Genomic DNA, 23,129 nt, shown 5'->3' with positions numbered 1-23,129 from the left:
GTGTGCGCGGGCATCAAAGAGGGCAGGGACAACCGCGTCGGCGCAAGGAGAAGATATTCGACGTACCCATCCGCCACGGCAGTGAATCACCTACCGGCGGCGACAAAACTATTAACCCTGCATGACTAGTCGCCAACCGTCACGGTGATTACTCTGCGCACGGAGGATCATGCCCCCGATGGGAAAGGAATACGGAGCGTCACTCATGGCGACCACGGAGCGGGGCGACGGACACGAAGCCCGGGGCCATCCCCAGGCACGGTCGGAGGCAACGGGGTCAACGGCAACGCAGGCGACGGGCTCGGAGGAAACCCGTGAGCACCACTACCAGGCTCCCGTGAAGGAGCATCCCGAGGAGGGCACCGCGGCCGCGCTGCTCGCCGATCCCCGGATCCGCCGCTGGCTGCCGACGGCGGGCACCGCCCTCGGCGCGGGCCTCGCCGTCTGGCTGCTCGCCGGCTGGCGTCTCGGCCTCACGGTCGCGGTCCTCGTGGTGATCGGCGACGTCGTCCGCCGCAACCGCAAGACGTCCTCCGTCACCGCGTGGCAGAAGTCCTCGGCCGCCGAGCGGCGCACCGAGAAGCAACTGAAGTCGCTCCAGCGCAACGGGTACGTCGTGCTCCACGCACGCGCCGTGCCCCGCGACGACGACGGCGTCAGCGACGGGCGGATCGACCACCTGGTGATCGGGCCGAGCGGCGTCTACGCCATCGACTCCGAGAAGTGGGACAAGCGCCTCCCCGTGCGCACCATGTCCCATCTCAAGCTCTTCCACGGCCCCTTCAACAAGAAGGACCGCCTGGACGAGGCCCGCTGGGAGGCCCAGCAGGCGAGCAGCATCCTCGCCGCGCGGTGCGGCTTCGAGGTGCCGGTGCAGCCGTCCGTGGCCATCTACGGGCCGTCCATCCCGTGGAAGGTCATGCGGGTCCGCGACGTCGACGTCTACGCGGGGAACCGGGCGCGCGCCTACCTGCGGCGCCGTCCGAAGATCCTCACCGAGGGCGACGTCGAGCGGATCTTCGAGGCGGCGCAGCAGGCCCTGCCGCCGAAGTACCCGGACTGAGTTCCGAGTCCACCGACAAGGGGCACCTCGTCCGCCGCCCGCGGCCGGGGTGCCGCCTCGCCCGAGCACCGGCACCGCGGCCCAGCCGGAGCCGCCGCGGTGGTGACCGAGCGGCCTGATCATCGCAGCCGGGACGTCTCGTCCCGGCTTTCTCGTGCCCGCGCGGCGGTTGGTAGCATCGACGCCACGGCCGGCCCGCGCGCGACCTCTGCTGAGCCGGCGGCAGCGCCGAGATCCGCCGCTGCGACGCCCTTCGCTTCCCATCCACGGGATCGCCGCACGCCACGTCACAGTTTGGAGAGGTCACACATGCCACCGCTCAGGTCACGCACGGTCACCCATGGCAGGAACATGGCGGGCGCACGCGCGCTCATGCGGGCCAGCGGCGTAGCACGCGAGGACTTCGGCAAGCCGATCGTCGCGGTGGCCAACAGCTTCACGCAGTTCGTGCCCGGCCACGTCCACCTGGACGAGGTCGGCAAGGTCGTCGCCGGCGCCGTCCGCGAGGCCGGCGGGGTGCCCCGCGAGTTCAACACGATCGCCGTGGACGACGGCATCGCGATGGGCCACGACGGCATGCTCTACTCGCTGCCGTCCCGCGAGGTCATCGCCGACGCCATCGAGTACATGGTCAACGCGCACTGCGCCGACGCCCTCGTCTGCGTCTCCAACTGCGACAAGATCACGCCGGGGATGCTGCTGGCCGCGCTGCGCCTCAACATCCCCACGGTGTTCGTCTCCGGCGGCCCGATGGAGGCCGGCAAGCCCGTCGAGGGCGTCATGGACGGCAACAAGCTCGACCTGATCGACCCGATCATCGCGTCCGCCGACGCCTCCCTCTCCGACGACAAGCTGCTGGAGATGGAGGAGAGCGCCTGCCCCACCTGCGGGTCCTGCTCCGGCATGTTCACCGCCAACTCGATGAACTGCCTCACCGAGGCGATCGGGCTGGCGCTGCCCGGCAACGGCACCGTCCTCGCCACCCACACCGCCCGCCGCCGCCTCTACGAGGACGCCGGCCGCACCGTCGTGGACGTCGCCCGCCGCTACTACGACAGCGACGACGAGTCCGTCCTGCCGCTGAACATCGCCACCCGCGACGCGTTCGCGAACGCCATGGTGCTCGACGTCGCGATGGGCGGCTCCACCAACACGATCCTGCACCTGCTCGCCGCCGCGACCGAGGCCGGCGTGGACTTCGGCCTGTCCGACATCGACGAGCTGTCCCGCCGCGTCCCCTGCATCTGCAAGCTCGCCCCGGCCACCGGCAAGTACCACGTCGAGGACTGCCACCGCGCCGGCGGTATCCCCGCCCTGCTCGGCGAGCTGAACCGCGCGGGCCTGCTGCACAGCTCCGCGCACTCCATCCACTCCGCGTCCATGGACGAGTTCGTCGCCAGGTGGGACGTCCGCTCCCCCGACGTGCTGCCCGAGGCCGTCGAGATGTTCCACGCCGCGCCCGGCGGCGTCCGCAGCACCTCCGCGTTCTCGCAGAGCGCTCGCTGGGAGGCGCTCGACCTGGACCGCGAGAACGGCTGCATCCGCTCCGTCGAGCACGCCTACACCGCCGACGGCGGCCTCGCCGTCCTGCGCGGCAACATCGCCCCCGACGGCGCGATCGTCAAGACCGCCGGCGTGGACGAGGAGCTGTGGACGTTCACCGGCCCCGCCGTCGTCTTCGAGTCGCAGGACGACGCCGTCGAGGGCATCCTCGGCGGGAAGGTCAAGGCCGGTGACGTCGTCGTGATCCGCTACGAGGGCCCGAAGGGCGGCCCCGGCATGCAGGAGATGCTGTACCCGACGAGCTTCCTCAAGGGCCGCGGGCTCGGCAAGGCGTGCGCGCTGATCACCGACGGCCGGTTCTCCGGCGGCACGTCCGGGCTGTCCATCGGGCACGCCTCCCCGGAGGCCGCGGGCGGCGGCATCATCGCCCTCGTCGAGGACGGCGACCCCGTCGTGATCGACATCCCGAACCGGGTGCTGGAGCTCGACGTCCCGGCCGACGAGCTGGACATCCGGCGCGAGAAGCTCCTCGCCGACCTCGGCGGCTACCGGCCCCGCGACCGGCACCGCCCGGTCAGCGCCGCGCTGCGCGCCTACGCCGCCATGGCGACGTCCGCCTCCACCGGCGCCGCCCGCGACGTCGGCCAGCTGGAGCGCCCGCAGGGCTGAGCATTACCCGGCAGGTAATCGCCTTCATTCCCCGCATGGGACAGAGTGGACATAACGGCCGGGGCCCACCAGCCCCGGCCGCACCACTCGAAGGAGAACGCGATGACCGCGTACGCACTCGCCCACCTGCAGCCGCCGGCGACGCTCCCCGAAGAGGTCTTCACCTACATGGAGCGCATCCAGGCCACGCTGGAGCCGTTCGGGGGCCGGTTCCTCGTCCACGGCAGCCTGCCCGAGGTGGTCGAGGGGCCGCTCGACGGGATGTACGTCCTCATCGAGTTCCCCGGCATGGAGAACGCCAAGGGCTGGTACGAGTCGGACGGCTACCAGGCGATCCTGCCGATGCGCACCGACAACATGAAGGGCACGGCCGTCTTCCTGGAGGGCGTCCCCGAAGGCTACGACCCGGCCGCCACCGCGGCCGCGTTCCGCGCCCTCCAGAACCCGTGACCCCGCCGGCGGCCGCGCAGCAGCGGTCGCCGTTCAGTGGCGCTGGGCCGTCAGCGAAGGGTCAGGAGCAGCAGCCACCGCCGCAGCAGCCTCCACCGCCGCCTCCCGGGGCGGGCGGGGGCTGCGGGGCGCCGCCGCGGGACGTACCGGTGACGGCCACCGTCGACAGGAGCTTGACCGTGTCGTCGTGGCCGTCCGGGCACGGGGCCGGGTCGGACGCGTTGATCATCGGGCGGGAGACCTCGAAGGTCGACCCGCAGGCGCGGCAGCGGTAGTCATAGCGAGGCACGCCACCAGGATACGCCGCGCGCGCCGCCGCTTCTCCGCGCGGCCCGCCGCCGCTCCTAAGCGGCCGGTTCCCTGACGTAGGCGGCCCACTGGGGATCGCCGTCGTTGACGAGTCCGATGAGGCGCCAGTGGGCGCCGCGGGGGACGGCGGGGGTCACCGGGAGCGTCCAGCCGAGCTCCGACAGGAGGCGGTCGGCCTTGCGGTGGTTGCAGGTCATGCAGGACGCGACGCAGTTCTCCCAGACGTGCTGGCCGCCGCGGCTGCGGGGATGGACGTGGTCGATGGTCTCCGCGCGCCGGCCGCAGTAGACGCAGCGGAAGTTGTCGCGGCGCATCAGGGCGGCGCGGGTGAGGGGTACGCGGGTGCGGAAGGGGATGCGCACGTAGCGGCGGAGCCGGATGACGGAGGGGACCTCGATCGCCATCGTGGCCGAGTGCAGGACCGCGCCGGAGGTGTCGTGGTGGACGATCTCCGCCTTCTCCCGAAGCACGAGGCAGACCGCCCGCCGGAGCGGGAGCGTGGTGAGTGGTTCGTACGTCGCGTTCAGGAGGAGGACCTGTCGCATCAGACGCCCTCCGCCGGGCCGTGCTGCGGTTTCGCCTCGGCGGGCGCGGTGGACCGCGCCTCGGACCGAGGCCCGAGTATGTTCTCCGGCTCCTGCGTTCTCGCCATGAGGACCTCCCCAGGGGCGAACCGACCCAAATCAGTGTGGCGTCTCAGGGAGGCCGTTCGCTACCCCAATAATCCCCCCGCGAGCGCCGCCTCGAACGCGAACCCGCGCACACCCTGCTCCGCGATGCGCGGGACGGGCAGTCCGCCGCGGCCAATACAGTTCAAGACATGACGCCGTACCCGCCCGCGCAGCGCCAGGACATCGTCGAGGAGATCCACGGTCACCGGGTCGCCGACCCGTACCGCTGGCTTGAGGACGCCGGCAGCGAGGCGACCGCGGAATGGCTCGCCGCACAGGACAAGCTGTTCCACAAGGTCGCCGACGCCCTGCCGGGCAGGGAGCGGCTGCGCCGGCGGCTCGCGGAGCTGCTCGGCGCGGGAAGCGTCGGCGCCCCGGTGTGGCGGGGCGAGCGGAGCTTCTTCACGCGCCGCGCCGCCGACCAGGAGCATCCGGTCCTGCTCACTGCGGACCCGGACGGCACCGAGCGCGTCCTCGTCGACCCCATGGCCCTCGACCCCGGCGGGACGACCACGCTGGACGGCTGGCAGCCCGACAAGGAGGGCCGCCTGCTGGCGTACAAGGTGTCCACCGGCGGGGACGAGGAGTCCCTGCTCTCCGTCATGGACGTCGCGACGGGCGAGCGGGTGGAGGGGCCGATCGACCGGTCGCGGTATTCGTGGGTGGCGTGGCTGCCCGGCGGCGAGGCGTACTACTACGTCCGGCGGCTCCCCGCGCGGGACGTGCCGGAGGGCGAGGAGCAGTACCACCGCCGCGTCTACCTGCACCGGGTCGGCACCGAGCCCGACACCGACGACGTGCTGGTCTTCGGCGCGGGGATGGACAAGACCAACTACTACGGCGTGGGCGTCAGCCGGGACGGGCGCTGGCTCACGGTCTCGTCGTCGCAGGGCACGGCGCCGCGCAACGACCTGTGGATCGCCGACCTGTCCGCGTCGCCGCTGGAGTCCCCGGAACTCCGCGTCGTCCAGGAGGGGGTGGACGCCGGCACCGGCCTGCACGTGGGGCGGGACGGCCGCGCCTACATCTTCACCGACCGGGACGCGCCGCGGTCGCGGCTGTGCGTGACCGACCCGTCCGACCCGTCCTACGAGACGTGGCGGGACCTCATCCCGCAGGACCCCGAGGCCGTCCTCACCGACTTCGCGATCCTGGACGCCTTGGACCGGCCCGTCCTGCTGGCGGGATGGACCCGGCACGCGATCAGCGAGATCACCGTCCACGACCTGGAGACCGGGGAGCGGCTCGGCTCGGTGCCGACCCCGGGCCTCGGCTCGATCGGCGGGATCGTGGAGCGGCCCGGGGGCGGCCACGAGGCGTGGTTCGGCTACACCGACAACGTGACCCCGTCGTCGGTCATGCGGTACGACGCGCGGACGGGCGAGACGACGCTGTGGGCGTCGGCGCCGGGGACGGTCGAGGTCCCCGAGATCGAGACCCGCCAGGTCGCCTACACCTCGGGGGACGGGACCGAGGTGCGGATGCTGGTGGCGTCCCGCCCCGGCCTCTCCGGGCCGCGCCCGGCGATCCTGTACGGGTACGGCGGCTTCAACATCTCCCTCACGCCCGCGTACTCCGCGAGCATCCTGGCGTGGGTCGAGGCCGGCGGGGTGTACGCGATCGCGAACCTGCGGGGCGGGTCCGAGGAGGGCGAGGAGTGGCACCGCGCCGGGATGCGCGACCGCAAGCAGAACGTGTTCGACGACTTCCACGCCGCCGCCGAGCGGCTCATCGCCGACGGCCTGACCACGCCGGCGCAGCTGGCGATCTCCGGCGGCTCCAACGGCGGCCTCCTGGTGGGCGCCGCGCTCACCCAGCGTCCCGACCTGTACCGGGCGGTGGTGTGCTCGGCGCCGCTGCTGGACATGGTCCGGTATGAGCGGTTCGGCCTCGGCCAGACGTGGAACGACGAGTACGGGACGGCCGACGACCCCGAGGAGTTCGGCTGGCTCATCGGCTACTCCCCCTACCACCACGTCCACGCCGGAACCGCCTACCCGGCCGTCCTGTTCACGACGTTCGGCAGCGACACCCGCGTCGACCCGCTGCACGCCCGCAAGATGTGCGCCGCACTCCAGCACGCGACCGCGTCCGACGCGCCCGTCCTGCTCCGCAACGAGGCCGAAGTCGGCCACGCCGCCCGCTCGGTGAGCCGCTCGGTCGACCTGATGGCCGACACGCTCGCCTTCATGGCGGCGCAGACCGGGCTCGCTCTCCCCGGGTCGGATCACGGCGACGAATTGACGGATGATCTAATAACAGGGTGAGCGAGTCGACGGTGCAGGGTTCGTCCGCCTTGGCGCGGGTCCTCGGGCTGCTCAGGGAGCCGCCCGGGGAACCCGACGTCACCGCGGGCTACCTCGATCTGCTCGGCCCGCCCCCGCAGCGGCCGCCGTCCCTCGCCCAGTCGGCGATGGAGTCGGCGTTCCTGCCGCAGATCTACGAGCGGGTCTGGCGGCCCATCGGCTTCAACGTCGCCAAGGGCTGGCCGATCGGCCCGGACACCGCCACCGAGCACGCCATGACCCGCGACTGGCTCGGACTCTCCCAGCCCGGCCGCCCCGCCCGCCCGGCCGCGACCGTGCTGGACGTGGCCTGCGGCCCCGGCAACATCACCCGCGCACTCGCCCGCGGCGTCGGACCCGGCGGCCTCGTCGTCGGCCTCGACGCGTCCGAGACCATGCTCGCCCGCGCCGTCGCCGACACCCCGCCACCCGGGGCCGAGGACGCCGGCATCCACTACGTGCGCGGCGACGCCGTCGACCTGCCGTTCCGGGACGAGACCTTCGACGCCGTCTGCTGCTACGGGGCCCTGTACCTGTTCGACGACCCGTGGACGGCCCTCGACGGCATGACCCGCGTCCTCAGGCCCGGCGGCCGCCTGACGATCCTCACCTCACGCCACCCGCTCCCCCTGCGCACGGTCCGCCTCGGCGGCGAACTCATCCGCCGCGCCACCGGCTACACCGTCTTCGGCGACCGCGAGGTCACCCGCGCCCTCGCCGACCGCGGCTTCACCCGCATCAGGCAGCGCCGCTACCCGCTGATGCAGGTGGTAGGGGGCGTGCGCCACTGACCCTCCCCCCTCTAGGCGGCGAAGGACGATGACGCTACGCTCCCCCAGAACGCGCACGGGGACACCCGTGCGACACCGCCCCCCTCCTGGGGTTGGGAAGCCTCCAGGAGGGGGGTTCTTTTATGCGCTTTTCGGGGCCCTAGCGGAGGGGTTTCTCTAGGTAGATGTTTACTATTCCGCCTATTGTTTCGCGGCGGGTCTCGGTCCAGTTGAAGTTGCGGTAGAGGGCCAGGGCGGGGGTCTGGAGTTCGGTGGTGTCGGCGCGGAGGACTCGGTAGCCGAGTTCCTTGGCACGTTCCTCCAGGGCCCTGACCACGGCGGCGCCGTAGCCGCGGCGCTGGACGGCGGGGCGCACGCGCAGGCGCACCATCTCGACGGCGTCCAGGACCGGGTTGCCGGGGGCGTAGCCGCCGAAGGCGCGGGCCCGGCCGCCGGGGACGAGGTCGGCCCTACGCAGGCCGCCCATCGCGACGATCCGCCCGTCGAGCTCGCCCACCAGGAACTCGCCGTCGTTGCGGAGATAGATGTCCTCCATCCGGAAGAAGTCGTGGTCGTAGTAGACGCCGTCGCCGGGGCGGAGGCCGACCTGGGCCAGGCCTTCGCGGTGCAGGGCGAGGACGATGCCGTGGTCGGCCGTGCGGTAGCGGCGTAGCCGCAGCTCTCCGAAGCTCCACACCGGGGGCTCGTCCTGCACGCGGACGAGGGTGCGGGCGGGGTGATCCTGCCAGGAGGCGCCGTCGGGCATGCCCGGTCAGACCTGTTCCGCCGGGGGGACGGAGGGACGGTCCTGCGTGGGGCTCGTGACCCAGGGGCCGGCGAGCGCCTCGTAGAAGTCCTTCAGGGCGGGTATGTCACCGTGCTTGGCCGCCACGGCCGCCCCTATCTGGCGGGCGCGGTGCACGAGGATGTCGGAGCGGTGGTCGGCCGGCAGGTCGAGGATCGCCTCCTGCCCGGCGGTGAGCGCGGCGTCGGGGTGCCCGGCGTGCAGCTTGCACATGGCCCGGTCGAGGCGCACCAGGGTCAGGTCGACGCGGTCGGTGGGCGAGTACAGGGTGAGGGCGTGGCTCAGCACCTCGTCGCCGTGCTTGTGGTCGCCGAGGCTGGTGAAGGTGTCGCCCTCGTAGAAGGCCATCTGCCGGTCGGTGAACCCGTACACGAGGTCGCTGGTGTCGGCCTTGGAGAGCTGGTCGAACACCGAGCGGCCGCGGACGAGGGCGCGGCGGGCGCTGGGGGCGGCGTCGCCGCGTCCCCGCATGGCGAGCATGCCGAGGGCGCGCGCCTCCACGGCCGGGGCCATGGCGCCGGCGACGCCGGGGGTCCGGCCGGCGAGGTCCTGCGCCTTGCGCGCCAGGTGGAGCGCCTCGCGGGGGTCGCCGTAGTACATCGGCACCAGCGACTCGCGGACGGTCACCCAGGCGCGCAGCTGCCGGTCGCCGGTCTCGTCGGCGGCGGTGCGCGCCGTCCGGAAGAACGAGCGGGCCAGCCGGTGGTCGCCCAGGTTGATCATGATCAGCCCGGACAGCCCGGAGAGCTGCGCCGCGATCCGGCACAGCCGCTCCTGCAGCTCGACCGGCTGGCGCTTGTCGCACATGCGCCGCACCTCGCTGAAGTCCAGCAGGACGTCGCAGAGCATCCGGAGCGAAGGCGTCGCCTGGTACTGCTGGCCGTAGCCGTAGGTCGTCTCCTCCCACTGGTCGAGCATGGTCGGCGAAACTGTCGCGCCGACGAGCGTGTCGTCCATCTTGCGGCGCAGGTTGTCGACGGCCCCTAGGAACTGACCGTCGAGCGCCACGCCCGCTCCGGCCAGCAGTTGCAGAAGGGTTCTACGAAGCACGATGTCCTCCTCTCCCACATCAATGGTCAGGGGGCCTTCGGCGCGGTCCGGGCCCCGCAGGTCGTTCACGGTTACCCAGGGCCGCTCGTCGGCCCTGGGGACGATCGCCCCGACGAGGGCGTCGGGGTCTTGCGCCGGGCGCCGCTCGGGCTCCCGGGGCTGGGGGACGCTCACTCCGCCCGGCCGGACCGCGTGGCCGCGGCCGCAGATGCACGGGCTCTGGTAGTCGAGCGCGTCGGGCTCCACCCGGTAGACGGAGCACAGGTAGTGCAGGTACTCGGGGCCGGGCCGCTTGTAGCCGCTCTCGTAGGCGGACAGCAGCGTCTCCCCGAGCCGGGGCGCCGGCTTGCCGTCGACCTCGTAGAGCGCCTTGACCTGCGCGACGATGTCGGAGAGCGCGACGCCGTGGGCGAGGCGGTGCGCCTTGATCCGGCTGGTGCCGAACAGGGGTCCGCACTGCTCGTGGATCTCCTGCGCGATCTCGACCGGACCGTGTCCCCGGGCCAGGGCGCGCGCGCGTATGCGGCGTGCCACGTCCGTTTCTTTCCGAGGGGGGTCCGACATCGGTTCCGGCCTCCTCCCGTCGCGACGGGAGACCGCTCCTCCTCGGGGGAGAGGGCGGTCGTCCCAGCCACGGCGACCGGGTCGACTGTTTGGCCACGAGAGATAATCTCTCGCGCACGCAGCGTAACCTCCGGCACTGGGGCGGCCAAGCGATTCGCCGGAAGTAGCGGGGGTCCGGATGCCGCCCGCATCCCCCGGGTAGAGATTCTTCCTCCAGAGGGGTGCAGACTTCCCCTGAGGTGTGAAAATTCGGTTCCGGCGGTGACCCGGGGTCACTTGACCCGCCAGGGTGAGAGTTGCAATTCTCGCCGCGAGTGACCGAACGGATTCGCTGAGTCGATCAATCGCCGGTGCTGGCCCGGGAGCCGGCGCTCTCCTACGGAGGGGGTGTGAAGGTGGTCAGTGACAGGCGCGTCGGCTACCTCGAGGAGCTGGAACGGGAACTCGACACGCGGGGACTCGTCGCCCGCGTCGTCCGGACCAGGTCGGGGCCCGCGTTCCTGCGGGTGGTGAACCCCGAGGCCGCGAGCCTCGCGGAGGACATCACCTGCGCCCCGGTCCCGGAGACCGCGGACCACTACTTCTGGTGGTCCTGGGGGGAGCGCATGCACCGCGTCGACGACGTGGGCGGCGCCGCCCTGAAGCTGGCCCACGTCCTGCAGCCGCTCCGCTGCGAGGTGAGCGAGGGGCCGCCGCGGAGCGGGCGGGAGCCCTCCGCCATGAGATGACCCGGCTCCGCCGGACTCCCCCGTCCGCCGGAACCCCCTGAACCCGGACCCCTCAGCCGGACGCCCGCGCAGGGCGCCCCCGAGACCGAGCGTGTCCCGCGAGGCCGCGGCCGGAACGGCGCGGCAGCCGCGGACCTCGCGGGACACGTTCGCCGAACAGCCCCTCCCCGGCCACGTCGTGACACATCGCCCGCGGTAGTACGAACCGATCGGACCAGTCCCCTACGATCAGGCTCGTACCCGCCGCGGGAGCACGGCGAGGTGTCGAGGCACCACTTACGGCCGGGGAGGGTCTGCCGAATGTCGCTCGCCGTCGAACCGTTGCTGCCCTGGGCCCAGAACGGTTCCGCCGAGTCCGCCTGCCGCGACGAGACGCCCACGACCTCCTGCCGGCTCGTCTGGAACATCTCGCACAACACCGACTTCACCCGGTTCTACTCGACCTGGCTCGACGGCCCGCTCACCACCCTGCTGCTGATCATCCTGACCCTGGTGGTCGCGCTGATCGTGAAGAACATCGCACACCGCATGATCACCAGGGTGACGCTGCGGATGGCCGAGGGCACGATGTCGGAGCGGGTCAGGGAACGTTCCCGGACGGTCTTCGAGGGCAACCCGGCCCTGCTCACCAAGCGGCGGGCCCAGCGCGCCCAGACGCTCGGGTCGGTGCTGCGCTCCTTCGCGTCCGTCCTCATCATGGGGACGGCCCTGTTCAGCATCCTCGGCTCGCTCGGGCTGAACCTCGCCCCCATCCTGGCCAGCGCGAGCGTCATCGGCGTCGCGGTCGGCTTCGGCGCGCAGAACATCGTCAAGGACATCCTCGCCGGGCTGTTCATGCTGCTGGAGGACCAGTACGGCGTCGGCGACTACATCGACGTCGGCAGCGCCAAGGGGACGGTCGAGGCCGTCACGCTGCGCGTCACCCGGATGCGGGACGTGGACGGCATCGTCTGGTACGTCCCGAACGGCGAGATCAAGAGGGTCGGGAACGAGTCGCAGAACTGGGGCCGCGCCGTCCTGGACATCCCGGTCGACATCCACGAGGACACCGAGCGGGTCAAGGAACTCCTGCAGACCACCGCCGACGCGATGGCCGCCGACTCCCCCTGGAACGACCTCATCCTGGAGGAGCCGGCGGTGTGGGGCGTGCAGGCGTTCGCCGCGGACGCCCTCGTCATCCGCGTCGTCCTGAAGACGGCCCCCGGCAAGCAGGGCGACGTCGCCCGCGAGCTGCGCGAGCGGGTCAAGCGCGCGTTCGACGAGGCCGGCGTGACCGTCGCGACCCCCGCCCCCTAGGGACGCGGGGACGCAAGTGCGCACGTCTCACATAGGGTGGAGATCGCTATGGCTGAAAAGGTGACCTTCTATGAAGCGGTCGGCGGCGCGGAGACCTTCCACCGGCTGGTGCACCGCTTCTACCAGGGTGTCGCGGACGACCCCGACCTACGCGCCCTCTACCCCGAGGAGGACCTCGGCCCCGCCGAGGAGAGGCTGCGGCTGTTCCTGATCCAGTACTGGGGCGGCCCGAACACCTACAGTCAGCGGCGCGGGCATCCGCGGCTGCGGATGCGGCACGTGCCGTTCGTCATCGGCGCGGCCGAGCGGGACGCCTGGCTGCGGCACATGCGGGTCGCCGTGGACGAGCTGGGACTTCCCGAGCCGCTGGAGAAGCAGCTGTGGGACTACTTCACGATGGCGGCCCAGAGTCTGGTGAACGCCCCGACATAAGCGGGTAGATCGCCACGTATGACGCGAATCCCGTGGTGGCGCCATGCCGTCGTGTACGAGGTGTACGTCCGCAGCTTCGCCGACTCCGACGGGGACGGTGAAGGCGACCTCCAGGGGATCCGGTCCCGGCTCGGTCACCTGCGCGACCTCGGTGTGGACGCGCTGTGGCTCACCCCCTTCTACACCTCCCCGCTCGCGGACGGCGGCTACGACGTGGCCGACTACCGCGACGTCGACCCCCGCTTCGGCACCCTCCGCGACTTCGACGCCCTGGTCGCGGACGTGCACGCGCACGGGCTGCGGCTGATCGTCGACATCGTCCCGAACCACTCGTCCGACCGGCATCCCTGGTTCCGGGAGGCGCTCGCGGCGCCGCCCGGCTCACCCGAGCGTTCCCGCTACATCTTCCGGCCCGGAAGGCCGGGGGAACGTCCCGGCGAGGAGTCGCCGCCGAACGACTGGCCGTCCGCGTTCGGCGGCCCCGCCTGGACGCAGGTGGACGACGGCGAGTGGTACCTGCACCTCTACGCGCGCGAGCAGCCGGACTTCAACTGGCGCAACCCCGAGGTCCAGCGCGAGTTCGAGGACGTCCTGCGCTTCTGGCTGGACCGCGGCGTGGACGGCTTCCGCATCGACGTGGCCGCGGGCCTGTTCAAGGACGCGTCGTTCCGCGACCTCGGCGGCGAGGACCGCCGCGTGCTGAACGGCCCCATCTACAGCCGGCCGGAAGTCCACGACGTGTACCGGCGGTGGCGGCGAATCCTCGACGAGTACGACGGCGACCGCATGGCCATAGGCGAGGTGTGGACGGACGGGCCGGAAGACCTCGCCCTCTACCTCCGCCCAGACGAACTCCACCAGGTCTTCCAGTTCGACCTGCAACTCGCCTCGTGGTCGGCCACAGCGTTCCGTGACGTGGCGACGGCCGCGATAAAGGCCGTCGCCCTCACGGGCGCCGCTCCGACCTGGGTCCTGTCCAGCCACGACTCGATCCGGCACGTCACCCGCTACGAGCGGCCGGAGAACGTCCCCGGCATCGGCCACGCCAGAGCTAAGGCGGCGTTACTGATGCTTCTGGCGCTCCCGGGCTCGGCCTACCTGTACCAGGGCGAGGAACTGGGCCTGCCCGAGGTGACCGACCTCCCCGACGACGCGAGGCAGGACCCCATCTGGGAGCGCACCAACGGGGAACTGGTGGGCCGGGACGGCTGCCGCGTCCCGCTGCCCTGGTCCGGCGACTCCGAGCCGTACGGGTTCTCCGCGGACGGCGCCCGCCCATGGCTGCCGATGCCGCGGGACTGGGCGTCGATGACCGTGGAGGCCCAGTCTTCGGACCCGTCCTCCATGCTGGCGTTCTACCGCGAGGCCCTGGCCCTGCGCCGCCGCCTCCTGGACGACCTCCCGGAGGACGTCGAGTGGCTCGACTCCCCCGACACGGCCGTCTTCTTCCGGCGGGGCCCGCTCATCTGCGCCCTCAACTGCGGCGACAACCCCGTCCGCCTACCTCCCGGCGACCCACTCCTGAGCAGCTCCCCCCTCTACGGAGACCTGCTCCCCGGCAACGCGAGCGCGCTACTCGCACACCAGCGGTGACATCCCCGTTGGTGGGTCGTCCCAGGCGAGGGGTCAGCGCTTGGGACGGCCCACCGCGAGGTCGGCGCTACAGCGGCGGCCGCTGGAGCTGGAGGGGGTCGTCGGCGGTCGGTGCGGACTTGAGCGTCGGCGCGTCCGCGTCGATGCCCGCCCACCGCTTGAGGTCGGCGACCGCCTCGGCCTGCTGCTCCGCGGGCAGCCTGGTGATCAGGCGGCCGCTGTGGTTCATGCCGGGAGCGACGTAGACGGCCGAGTCACGGGCGCCCTTCCCGAGCCGGAACGGCTTGGCGCCCCACGGGTCGTTCTCCCCGTACACGAACATCATCTGGCTCGCGTTCCCGCGCACCCAGCCGTCGATGTCGCGCATGGCGCGGCCGTTGTCGAACCGCATCGGGATCTCGCGCGGGACGTACGTGCGCGGGTGGTAGCTGCGCTCGTGCCGCAGCAGCTTGCGCATGTGCGCGAACTTCGGCGACGGCCAGCCGAGCTCCGTGCCCGCCTGGTAGTAGTACGGGATGTAGGGCTCAAGGCCCTGGTCGGTGTAGAACGACAGGCCGGAGATGGTGTCGAGCGACTCGTACAGCACGTCGTCGGACGAGTCCACCGCCGGCAGGTCCGCGCAGTCGGACTGCAGGCTGTACTGCCAGAACGCCCACTCGTAATCCATCACCGAGTTCTCGAACGCCCGGTCCGGGGTGCGCAGGATGTCGAACGTCCAGCCGTTCTCCTCGGCGGCGGCGGTGAAGCGCTCGAGCATGGCGGGGCGGCGCTTGAGGAACTCCCGCGCGAGGCCCTGCAGCCGGGCGCGGCACTCGGGGTCGGTCCCGACCGTCTGGAAGAACTCGTCGTAGGCGCGGTCGTCGTTGTTGCGGTAGTCGTTCGGCGCCACGTAGACGACGCTGCCGTCGACGTCACGGGGGTAGAAGCGCTTGTGGTAGACGGCCGTCATGCCGCCCTTGCTGCCGCCCGTCGAGATCCACTTGCCGCCGTAGACGGTCTTGAGCGCGCGGATGAGCCGGTGCTCGTCGGTGGCGGCCTGCCAGATCGTGTCCTTCGTCCAGTCCGTGGGGACGGGGCGGGACGGGCTGAAGTACCGGTACTCGACCGAGATCTGGTTGCCGTCGACCAGCGCGGTCGGCTCGGAGGTGAACATCACCTCCGGGGTGTGGTAGCCGCTGGTGTAGAGGACCATCGGCAGGTCGGCGGACTTGTGCTGCAGCATGATGCGCTGCTCGAACCACTGCCCCCGGGGGTTGCGGTGGTCGACCGGCTGCCGGTACTCGAGCCAGAACCAGCGGTAGCCCGGCAACGTCGAGGTCTTCTCCGTCACCTGCATTCCGGGAATCGCCTTGAGGCGGTCGAGGACGTCGCCCGCCTGGGCCGTGCCCGCCGTGGCCCTGCCCGCTGTCGACTTGCCCGCCTGGACGGTGACCGCCTGCGCCGCAGTGGCGCCCGCCCCGGTCAGCGCCGCGGCGAGCAGCAGTGCCATCGCTCCTTGTGAGACGCGCCGCATTGTGCCCCTTTCACGTGGGTTCTCCACAATCGCGTCGCGACACTAGATCAAATACAGCCCAAAAACGGACCCCTGCCGCGCTTGTTACCTATCCGTGACGGCTTCTCCCAGGGGCTCGCCCCCCTGGACTAGCAGGGCGGGGTGGGGGAGATTCCGTCGTCCCAGGGGGCCAGGCGTTCGAAGAGGCGTTCGTCGTGCCAGCGGCCGTTCAGGTGAATGTGCCGGCGGGACGTTCCCACCACCGTGAAGCCGTTGCGTTGCAGGACGCGCTGGGACGCGAGGTTGTCCACCCGGGTGAAGGCTTCGACGCGGTGCAGGCGGAGGGCTCCGAACGCGACGTCCAGCGCCTGCCGCAGTGCCTCTGTCGCGACACCGCGTCCGGCGTGCGCGCGCGCCACCCAGTAGCCGACGAAGCAGCTCTGCAGGGGGCCGCGCAGGACGTTGTTCAGCGTGATCCGTCCGGCGATCTCACCGTCGACCAGGATGACGCCCGGCCACATCTCGCCCGTCGCGTACGCCTCGATCAGGTCGTACAGGTTGTCGCGCTGGCCGTCCACGGTGAAGTACGCGTCGTCGCGCTCAGGCTCCCAGGGACGCAGGTACTCGCGGTTCTCCGCGCAGAGCGCGGCGAGCCGTTCCGCGTCCGCCATCTGGACGACCCGCAGCCGCACCCCGGGCTGGAGGCGGTCCAGCGGGGCGGGCGACCCGGCGAGCGCGGTCATGGCGAGGGGGCCGCATAGCGTCCGATGAACTCCCGCTCCTCGGGGGTGAAGCGCCGCAGCCGGTTGGACTCCGGGTCGAACGCCACGAGGGTCGAGGTGGCCTCGGCGTAGACGTTGTCGTCGTCCCGCACCTCGTAGGCCAGCTTGAACGAGGCGGCGCGCGCCTCGGTCACCCACGTCTCCACGCGGATCGGGTACACGGTCGGCAGCAGCGGCGTCCGGTAGTCGATCTCGTGGCGTGAGATCACCATGCCGCGGACGGGCTTCTCCCCCTTGCGCACCGGGTCGCCGTGGAACATCTCCAGGCGGGCGTCCTCCAGGTAGCCGAGGAACTTCACGTTGTTGACGTGGCCCTGGGAGTCGATGTCGCCGAACCGGATCTTGAACTCGTAGATGTGCCGGTACTCGGCCGCGGGCAGGTCGGTCTGCTGCATGTCCTCGCCTGGGGTACGGGGAAGCCGGGGTTCGGCCCGATGCTACCCGCCGCCGGTTCCGTCCCGATCGCCACGGGGCGCCGTTGGACGCTCAGTCGCGGACGAGGCAGGGACGCTTCGGGTCGAATGTCCAGCCGGGCACCAGGTACTCCATCGCGGCGGCGTCGTCCCGGTCGCCGAGGCCGTGCTTGACGTACAGCCGGTGCGCCGCCTCGACGCGCTCCTCGTCGACCTCCACGCCGAGGCCGGGCGCCTCCGGCAGCGTGATTCGGCCTGCCGGCGAACAGGTCGCGCGCGTCCTCCAGCGTCCGCCGTATCCCCTCGCCGCCCGGGACCTCCCCGACGCCGGTGGCGCCGGACGAGTCGCGCAGCAGTACCGGGTTCCGGACGGGCCGTGCGCTCCGCCCAGGTTGAGCAGCATGCTGTCGCGCCCCGCGACGGGGACGACGCGCGTCTCGGTGACGACCGGCGTGCTCATCTCCGCGCCCCCTGGTAGGCGATCGGCCGCCGGAACCGCTCGACGGCCAGGCTCCCCACGGACGTCGTCCGCGAATCGGACGTCGCCGGGAACGGCCCGCCGTGGACCATCGCGTGGCCGACCCGGACCCCGGTGGGCCAGCCGTCCCACACGATCCGCCCGGCCAGGCGCTCCAGGACGGGCAGCAGCCGGTCCGCCGCCTCCCGGTCGCCCGGGGCAGCGTGGATCGTCGCGGTCAGCTGCCCCTCAAGGCCGCGGGCCAGTTCCCGGACCTGGTCGAGATCCGCGCACCGGACGACGAGGGAGCACGCGCCGAAGATCTCTTCCTGCAAGCCGGGCCCGAAGTGCTCGGCGTCCACGGCGGCGAGGGCGGCCGCGCCGCCGACCGCCGCGTCGGGTTCGCGTCCCCGCGCGAGGATCTCGACCTCGGGGTGCCGTTCGAGGCGTCCGACGCCCTCCGCGTACGCGCGGGCGATGCCGGGGGTGAGCATGGGTGCGCCCGGGTCGCCGGCGATGGCCTTCGCCGCCGCGTCCAGGAACGCGTCCAGCGCGTGACCCCTGACCGCGAAGACCAGGCCCGGGTTCGTGCAGAACTGCCCGCCCCCGAGCGTCACCGACCCGGCGAACGCGTCCGCGAGGTCGCCGCCGCCCTCCGCGAGGGCCTCCGGGAGCAGGAAGACCGGGTTGACGCTGCTCATCTCCGCGTACACCGGGATCGGGCGGGGCCGGTTCGCCGCCGCCTTCGCGATCGCCAGGCCCGCCGCCCGCGACCCGGTGAACCCGACCGCCTGGACGCGCGGGTCGGTGACGAGCGCGATGCCCAGCGTCGGCCCGTCCCCGTACAGCATCGAGAACACGCCGTCCGGCAGCCCCGCCTCCCGGACGGCCTCCGACACGGCCCGGCCGACCAGCTCGCACGTGCCGGGGTGGGCGTCGTGCGCCTTCACGATCACCGGGCAGCCGGCCGCCAGCGCCGACGCCGTGTCCCCGCCCGCCACGGAGAACGCCAGCGGGAAGTTGCTCGCCCCGAACACCGCCACCGGGCCGAGCGCCACCCTGCCCTGCCGGATCGCCGGACCGCCGTCCCCGGCGGGATCGACGGCGCCGGTTCCGTCGCCGTCGGCGCGGAGGTCCGCGGCGAAGAGTCGGAGCTGCCCGGTGGTGCGGGCGACCTCACCCGTCAGGCGCGGCTCGGGAAGCCCCGTCTCGGCCGCGGCGCGCGCGACGAGCGCGTCGGTGAGATCGTCGAGCTTGGCCGCGACCGTTTCCAGGAACACGGCGCGACGCTCGGGGGACGTCGCGCGATAGGCGTCGAACGCCTCCTCCGCAAGCGCGCAGGCCCGCTCCACCTCGGCCCCACCGCCGTAGCGGTACTCCGGGTCGAGGCGCGCACCGGTGCGCGGATCGACGGCCCTGATCGCCGTGCCCGTCCCGGCGACGCGCTCGGAGCCGATCACCATGTGCCCGGTGAGCCGCGCCATCGTCCGTCCTCCTAGGTCCGGCGGTGGGGTCAACCCGGACGATAGGAGATGCGATCAATACCTGTCCAACACGAAATGCGCATCAATCGATGCACACCGAGCATCACTCAACCCATCGGCGTCCCGGGGCATGCGAACGGCCGCGCGGTCGGTCGATCGCGCGGCCGTCCAGGGTCGTTCAGGGGGTCAGCGGGTCAGCTTGCGGTGCGTCACCCGGTGCGGGCGGGCGGCGTCGGCGCCCAGCCGCTCGATCTTGTTCTTCTCGTAGTCGGCGAAGTTGCCCTCGAACCAGAACCAGTTCGACCCCTCCTCCCACGCGAGGATGTGCGTGGCGATGCGGTCCAGGAACCACCGGTCGTGCGAGGTGATCACGGCGCAGCCGGGGAACTCCAGGAGGGCGTTCTCCAGGCTGGACAGGGTCTCGGTGTCGAGGTCGTTCGTCGGCTCGTCCAGCAGCAGGACGTTCCCGCCCATCTTCAGCGTCAGCGCCAGGTTGAGGCGGTTGCGCTCGCCGCCGGACAGGACGCCCGCCGGCTTCTGCTGGTCGGGGCCCTTGAAGCCGAACGCCGCGACGTACGCGCGGGACGGCATCTCGACCTGCCCGACCTTGATGTGGTCGAGGCCGTCGGACACGACCTCCCACACCGTCTTCTTCGGGTCGATGCCACCGCGGCCCTGGTCGACGTAGGAGACCTGGACGGTCTCACCGAGCCGCAGCTCGCCCGCGTCCGGCTGCTCCTCGCCGATGATCATGCGGAAGAGCGTGGTCTTGCCGACGCCGTTCGGGCCGATGACGCCGACGATGCCGTTCGGCGGCAGGTTGAACGACAGGTCCTCCATGAGGAGCCGGTCGCCGAACCCCTTCGTCAGCTTGTCGGCCACGATGACCGTGTTGCCGAGGCGGGGGCCCGGCGGGATCTGGATCTCCTCGAAGTCCAGCTTGCGGTGCTTGTCCGCCTCGGCGGCCATCTCCTCGTACCGCTCCAGGCGCGCCTTGCTCTTGGTCTGCCGCGCCTTCGGGTTCGACCGGACCCACTCCAGCTCGTCCTGGAGGCGCTTCTTGCGCTTGGCGTCCTTGTTGCCCTCGACCTTCAGCCGCTCGGCCTTCTTCTCCAGGTAGACGGAGTAGTTGCCCTCGTACGGGTAGCAGCGGCCCCGGTCGAGCTCCAGGATCCAGGTGGCGACGTTGTCGAGGAAGTACCGGTCGTGCGTGACGGCCAGGACGGTCCCCTCGTACTTCGCCAGGAACTGCTCCAGCCACTGCACGCTCTCGGCGTCCAGGTGGTTGGTGGGCTCGTCCAGCAGCAGCAGGTCGGGGGCTTCGAGGAGCAGCTTGCACAGCGCGACGCGGCGGCGCTCGCCACCGGACAGCTTCGACACCTCCGCGTCGCCCGGCGGGCAGCGCAGCGCGTCCATCGCCTGTTCGAGCTGGCTGTCGAGGTCCCACGCGTTGCGGTGGTCGAGCTGCTCCTGGAGCTTGCCCATCTCCTCCATCAGCTCGTCGGAGTAGTCCGTCGCCATCTTCTCGGCGATCTCGTTGAACCGGTCGAGCATCGCCTTCGTCTCGGCGACGCCCTCCTCGACGTTCCCGAGGACGGTCTTCTCCTCGTTCAGCGGGGGCTCCTGCTGGAGCATGCCGACCGTGAAGCCCGGCATGAGGCGCGCATCGCCGTTGGACGGCTGTTCCAGACCGGCCATCATGCGCAGCAGCGTCGACTTACCGGTGCCGTTCGGCCCCAGGACTCCGATCTTCGCACCCGGAAGGAAATGCAGGGTGACGTCGTCAAGGACGACCTTGTCGCCATGTGCCTTGCGCACACGCTGCATCGTGTAGATGTACTCGGCCATATCCTCAAGCCTAGAGGGTCTGCGACGGTGTTAAGTGCCACCTGCCATGCCCTGGGCGGCCAGGCCCCCGGGACCTCTCCCCGCAGCGGGCGGGGACGTTCAGGTGCCGGTCGGTCTCGGGCCGTCCACCGCGGGGAGGCAGACGCGGTCCCGGCCGGAGGACTTGGCCCGGTAGAGGGCCAGGTCGGCGGACGCCAGGAGTTCCAGGAGGTCCTGGCCGTGCGTGCGGAACAGGGCCACGCCCACCGAGACCGTCACCGTGACCGTGCCCTCCTCGGCGGGCACCGCCAGCCTGCGCACACGGCCGCGCAGGCGTTCGGCGACGCGGCACGCCTCGACGGTGTCGGCGCCGGGGAGCAGGACCACGAACTCCTCACCGCCGAACCTGCCCACCACGTCGTAGTCGCGCAACTGGTGGCACAGGGTGCTGGCCACTCCCACGAGGACTTGGTCCCCCATGAGGTGGCCGTGGGTGTCGTTGACCCGTTTGAAGTGGTCGATGTCGATGAGGAGCAGTGCCACGGCGTCGTGGGTGCGCTGGGCCCGGGACAGTTCGGTGTCGGCCTCCATCTGCCAGGCCGCCGCGTTCAGCAGCCCCGTCTTGGCGTCCGTCCGCGCCGCCGCCTGGAGCTGCTGGTGCATCAGGCTCCGCTGCAGCAGCATCAGCGGGGGCAGGGCCAGGATCAGCAGGCCCAGGGACAGCGCGCAGGTGATCGCCACGAGGATGCCGACGCACAGCTCGACCACGTCGAGGAGCAGGTTCTCGCGCGTCCACAGGACGTCGCGCCAGCGGCTCTCGGGGCTCGCCGCGTGGGCCGCGACCGCGACGATCGCGGTGTTCACCACCGTGAACAGCGCGGCGCACCCGACCGCCGCGAGGATGCCCGGGTACGCCTGGACGACCCATTCCGGCGCCCCCTCCAGCGGGTCGCGCACCACCTGGTGAAACGCCAGGGACGCGCACGCGCCCGCGATCCCGTGCGCGGCGGCGACCAGGGCGCGCCGGTAGATCAGCGTGCGGCGCACCCGGAACTGGAGAAGCGCCTGCACCGGCAGCGGGATCAGCAGCGCGTACACCGGGGGCAGCAGCAGCGCGACCGGCAGCCACCACGCCGACAGCAGGTCGCGCGCGACCCCGGCCGGCATCCCGAGCCGGCGGGTGGCCTCGATGCACATCGCGCCGCACGCCAGCAGGGCCGCGAACGTCGCCAGCTCGGCGGTCCGGAGCGGCGTGCTGAGGAGCCCCGCGACGGTGAGGCCGAAATGGGCGGCCACCACCACCGGTACGTAGATCACGAGCAGGGACGGACGCCCCAGAAGCGTCCGGCGCCTCGGCCGGAAGGCCAGCTCCCCGCCACGGTCCTCGGCGGACGACTGCACTGCCGTCATCCTTCCCCCTAACGCGCATCACCTTGTGTAACACGATAGTTGCAACGTGTGCGGAAGGGGCGTGAAACAGGTACGTTCGGGAACGCACATGCGAGTGACCGTCCGGACACCACGCATCGGGGCCCGCGTCTCCGCGGCCCCGGCACATCCTGAGGGGGATACGACCATGCGCGGCATTTCCTGGATCTGACGCCGCATAACCCCCACGGTGCGGGGGGCGCCGACCGGCAGCGACACCACTGCCGGCCACGCCCCTCCACTAGCAATGCCCCCTCCGGGTCCGGACGTGCCGGTCGTCAGGACGCACGACTTCTTCCGCTCGGCCGCCTCGATCGCCTCGGACCGTTGCCGCCCGCCGCCCCGGGACGCTGGCTCACGCCCGCCGCCGGGCGTGCTAGGCCGCTTTGGGTTCGTCTTCTGCGGGGGCGGTGAGGGCCCATTCGTCGGCGGCGTCGCGGGCGAGTTGGCGGTCTTCCTCGCTCAGCGGGCCGCCGCGCTGGACGGGCCGGAAGTCGGCCGTGCCGCGCTGGAGGTCGGGGCCGAGCGTGCCGGCCTCCACCTCGGCGGAGAAGCGCCACTGGCCGTCACGTTCGTACTGGCGGATGCGGAGGCGGCCCGTGACCAGGACCGGAGTACCGCGCGGAAACTCGGACGCGTTGACGTTGTCGGCGAGCCCACGCCAGCAGTTGACCGTCAAGAACAGCGTCTCGACATCCTGCCACTGGCCCGTCTGCCGGTCGTAGCGACGGGGCGTGCAGCCGACCCGCAGGGAGAGGAACGGCGTCCCGTTGGGCGTCATGGTGTAGCGGGGCTCGGCCGCGACCCAGCCGGTGATGGTGATGTGGGCCTCGTTCACTGCGTCCTCCGTCTCGCGTACGTGGTGTACGCGTCAACGGTGGCGCAGGGTCGGCGGACGGCGGGACCGGTCGGGAGACTGTGGATAACTAGCTGTACTGCCCATGGACGTTGGTGACGGCGACACGGGCTGGATGATCTTGCAATAAGGAGGACCTCCTGGCGTGGTGTGGAGCTACCACACACCAACTCCACGCCAAGGAGGTCCTCGTGCCCCACCG

20 protein-coding genes and 1 pseudogene are annotated in these 23,129 nt (G+C 71.5%); 9 read left to right on the top strand and 12 right to left on the bottom strand.

What is annotated here, in order from left to right; all coding sequences use genetic code 11:
* Positions 1-337: 337 nt before the first annotated feature.
* The 3 genes from E1266_RS16590 to E1266_RS16580 all read left to right on the top strand — a co-directional run bounded on the left by E1266_RS16590 (position 338) and on the right by E1266_RS16580 (position 3,685).
* Positions 338-1,063 (top strand): nuclease-related domain-containing protein, encoded by a 726-nt coding sequence (locus tag E1266_RS16590; protein ID WP_243718489.1) that lies wholly within the window; start codon positions 338-340, stop codon positions 1,061-1,063.
* Positions 1,064-1,372: 309 nt separating this feature from the next.
* The gene (gene ilvD, locus E1266_RS16585; protein WP_132047856.1) at positions 1,373-3,235 is read left to right on the top strand and encodes a dihydroxy-acid dehydratase; all 1,863 of its coding nucleotides are present in this window, start codon (positions 1,373-1,375) and stop codon (positions 3,233-3,235) included.
* Positions 3,236-3,337: 102 nt separating this feature from the next.
* Positions 3,338-3,685 (top strand): DUF1330 domain-containing protein, encoded by a 348-nt coding sequence (locus tag E1266_RS16580; protein ID WP_132047854.1) that lies wholly within the window; start codon positions 3,338-3,340, stop codon positions 3,683-3,685.
* A gap of 61 nt (positions 3,686-3,746) precedes the next feature.
* Here E1266_RS16580 and E1266_RS16575 read toward each other — a convergent pair whose 3' ends face one another.
* Positions 3,747-3,974 carry a zinc ribbon domain-containing protein gene (locus tag E1266_RS16575; RefSeq protein ID WP_132047852.1) on the bottom strand — a complete coding sequence of 76 codons (228 nt, stop codon included), beginning with the start codon at positions 3,972-3,974 and terminating at the stop codon, positions 3,747-3,749.
* A 55-nt stretch (positions 3,975-4,029) separates the two neighbouring features.
* Positions 4,030-4,539: an HNH endonuclease gene (locus E1266_RS16570; protein ID WP_132047850.1), complete on the bottom strand. Its 510-nt coding sequence runs from the start codon at positions 4,537-4,539 to the stop codon at positions 4,030-4,032.
* Between the two features lie 275 nt (positions 4,540-4,814).
* Here E1266_RS16570 and E1266_RS16565 point away from each other — a divergent pair, with 275 nt between their 5' ends.
* Positions 4,815-6,932, top strand: a complete 2,118-nt coding sequence (locus E1266_RS16565) for a prolyl oligopeptidase family serine peptidase (RefSeq protein WP_132047848.1) — start codon at positions 4,815-4,817, stop codon at positions 6,930-6,932.
* Complete coding sequence (locus tag E1266_RS16560) at positions 6,929-7,741, top strand: class I SAM-dependent methyltransferase (protein WP_243718487.1); 813 nt, start codon at positions 6,929-6,931, stop codon at positions 7,739-7,741. The genes E1266_RS16565 and E1266_RS16560 overlap by 4 nt, the downstream gene beginning before the upstream one ends.
* Before the next feature lie 139 nt (positions 7,742-7,880).
* Here the strand turns inward: E1266_RS16560 and E1266_RS16555 are convergent, their stop codons facing one another.
* Positions 7,881-8,486 (bottom strand): GNAT family N-acetyltransferase, encoded by a 606-nt coding sequence (locus E1266_RS16555; protein WP_132047846.1) that lies wholly within the window; start codon positions 8,484-8,486, stop codon positions 7,881-7,883.
* Between the two features lie 6 nt (positions 8,487-8,492).
* Positions 8,493-10,109 carry an XRE family transcriptional regulator gene (locus E1266_RS16550; RefSeq protein WP_243718485.1) on the bottom strand — a complete coding sequence of 539 codons (1,617 nt, stop codon included), beginning with the start codon at positions 10,107-10,109 and terminating at the stop codon, positions 8,493-8,495.
* A gap of 419 nt (positions 10,110-10,528) precedes the next feature.
* Between E1266_RS16550 and E1266_RS16545 the strand changes: the two genes are divergently transcribed.
* The 4 genes and pseudogenes from E1266_RS16545 (at position 10,529) to E1266_RS16530 (ending at position 14,188) form a co-directional block, all read left to right on the top strand.
* Positions 10,529-10,867 carry a hypothetical protein gene (locus tag E1266_RS16545; RefSeq protein ID WP_243718483.1) on the top strand — a complete coding sequence of 113 codons (339 nt, stop codon included), beginning with the start codon at positions 10,529-10,531 and terminating at the stop codon, positions 10,865-10,867.
* A 300-nt stretch (positions 10,868-11,167) separates the two neighbouring features.
* The gene (locus E1266_RS16540) at positions 11,168-12,163 is read left to right on the top strand and encodes a mechanosensitive ion channel family protein (RefSeq protein WP_132047844.1); all 996 of its coding nucleotides are present in this window, start codon (positions 11,168-11,170) and stop codon (positions 12,161-12,163) included.
* Positions 12,164-12,223: 60 nt separating this feature from the next.
* Positions 12,224-12,583: pseudogene (locus E1266_RS16535) on the top strand (globin); the annotation flags it as partial.
* Positions 12,584-12,613: 30 nt separating this feature from the next.
* On the top strand, positions 12,614-14,188 hold the full coding sequence (locus E1266_RS16530; RefSeq protein ID WP_132047840.1) for an alpha-amylase family glycosyl hydrolase: 1,575 nt from the start codon (positions 12,614-12,616) through the stop codon (positions 14,186-14,188).
* Between the two features lie 67 nt (positions 14,189-14,255).
* Here the strand turns inward: E1266_RS16530 and E1266_RS16525 are convergent, their stop codons facing one another.
* The 8 genes from E1266_RS16525 to E1266_RS16485 form a co-directional block, all read right to left on the bottom strand.
* Positions 14,256-15,677, bottom strand: coding sequence for a S28 family serine protease (locus E1266_RS16525; RefSeq protein ID WP_243718481.1), 1,422 nt, complete (start codon positions 15,675-15,677; stop codon positions 14,256-14,258).
* A 152-nt stretch (positions 15,678-15,829) separates the two neighbouring features.
* Positions 15,830-16,423, bottom strand: coding sequence for a GNAT family protein (locus E1266_RS16520; protein WP_132047836.1), 594 nt, complete (start codon positions 16,421-16,423; stop codon positions 15,830-15,832).
* Positions 16,420-16,857, bottom strand: coding sequence for a thioesterase family protein (locus E1266_RS16515; RefSeq protein WP_132047834.1), 438 nt, complete (start codon positions 16,855-16,857; stop codon positions 16,420-16,422). The genes E1266_RS16520 and E1266_RS16515 overlap by 4 nt, the downstream gene beginning before the upstream one ends.
* Positions 16,858-16,948: 91 nt before the next feature.
* A complete protein-coding gene (locus E1266_RS39450) occupies positions 16,949-17,335 on the bottom strand; it encodes a hypothetical protein (RefSeq protein ID WP_243718479.1) in 387 nt (128 codons plus the stop codon).
* Positions 17,332-18,816 carry an aldehyde dehydrogenase (NADP(+)) gene (locus E1266_RS16500; RefSeq protein WP_132047832.1) on the bottom strand — a complete coding sequence of 495 codons (1,485 nt, stop codon included), beginning with the start codon at positions 18,814-18,816 and terminating at the stop codon, positions 17,332-17,334. The genes E1266_RS39450 and E1266_RS16500 overlap by 4 nt, the downstream gene beginning before the upstream one ends.
* A gap of 186 nt (positions 18,817-19,002) precedes the next feature.
* Positions 19,003-20,664, bottom strand: a complete 1,662-nt coding sequence (gene ettA, locus E1266_RS16495) for an energy-dependent translational throttle protein EttA (protein WP_132047830.1) — start codon at positions 20,662-20,664, stop codon at positions 19,003-19,005.
* A gap of 99 nt (positions 20,665-20,763) precedes the next feature.
* Positions 20,764-22,053, bottom strand: a complete 1,290-nt coding sequence (locus E1266_RS39895; RefSeq protein ID WP_132047828.1) for a GGDEF domain-containing protein — start codon at positions 22,051-22,053, stop codon at positions 20,764-20,766.
* A 394-nt stretch (positions 22,054-22,447) separates the two neighbouring features.
* The gene (locus E1266_RS16485; protein ID WP_132047827.1) at positions 22,448-22,909 is read right to left on the bottom strand and encodes a single-stranded DNA-binding protein; all 462 of its coding nucleotides are present in this window, start codon (positions 22,907-22,909) and stop codon (positions 22,448-22,450) included.
* Between the last annotated feature and the right edge of the window lie 220 nt (positions 22,910-23,129).

The sequence above is a fragment of the Actinomadura sp. 7K534 genome, from assembly GCF_004348575.1.
GTDB lineage: Bacteria > Actinomycetota > Actinomycetes > Streptosporangiales > Streptosporangiaceae > Spirillospora > Spirillospora livida.
This window is presented reverse-complemented; position numbering and strand designations above follow the sequence as displayed.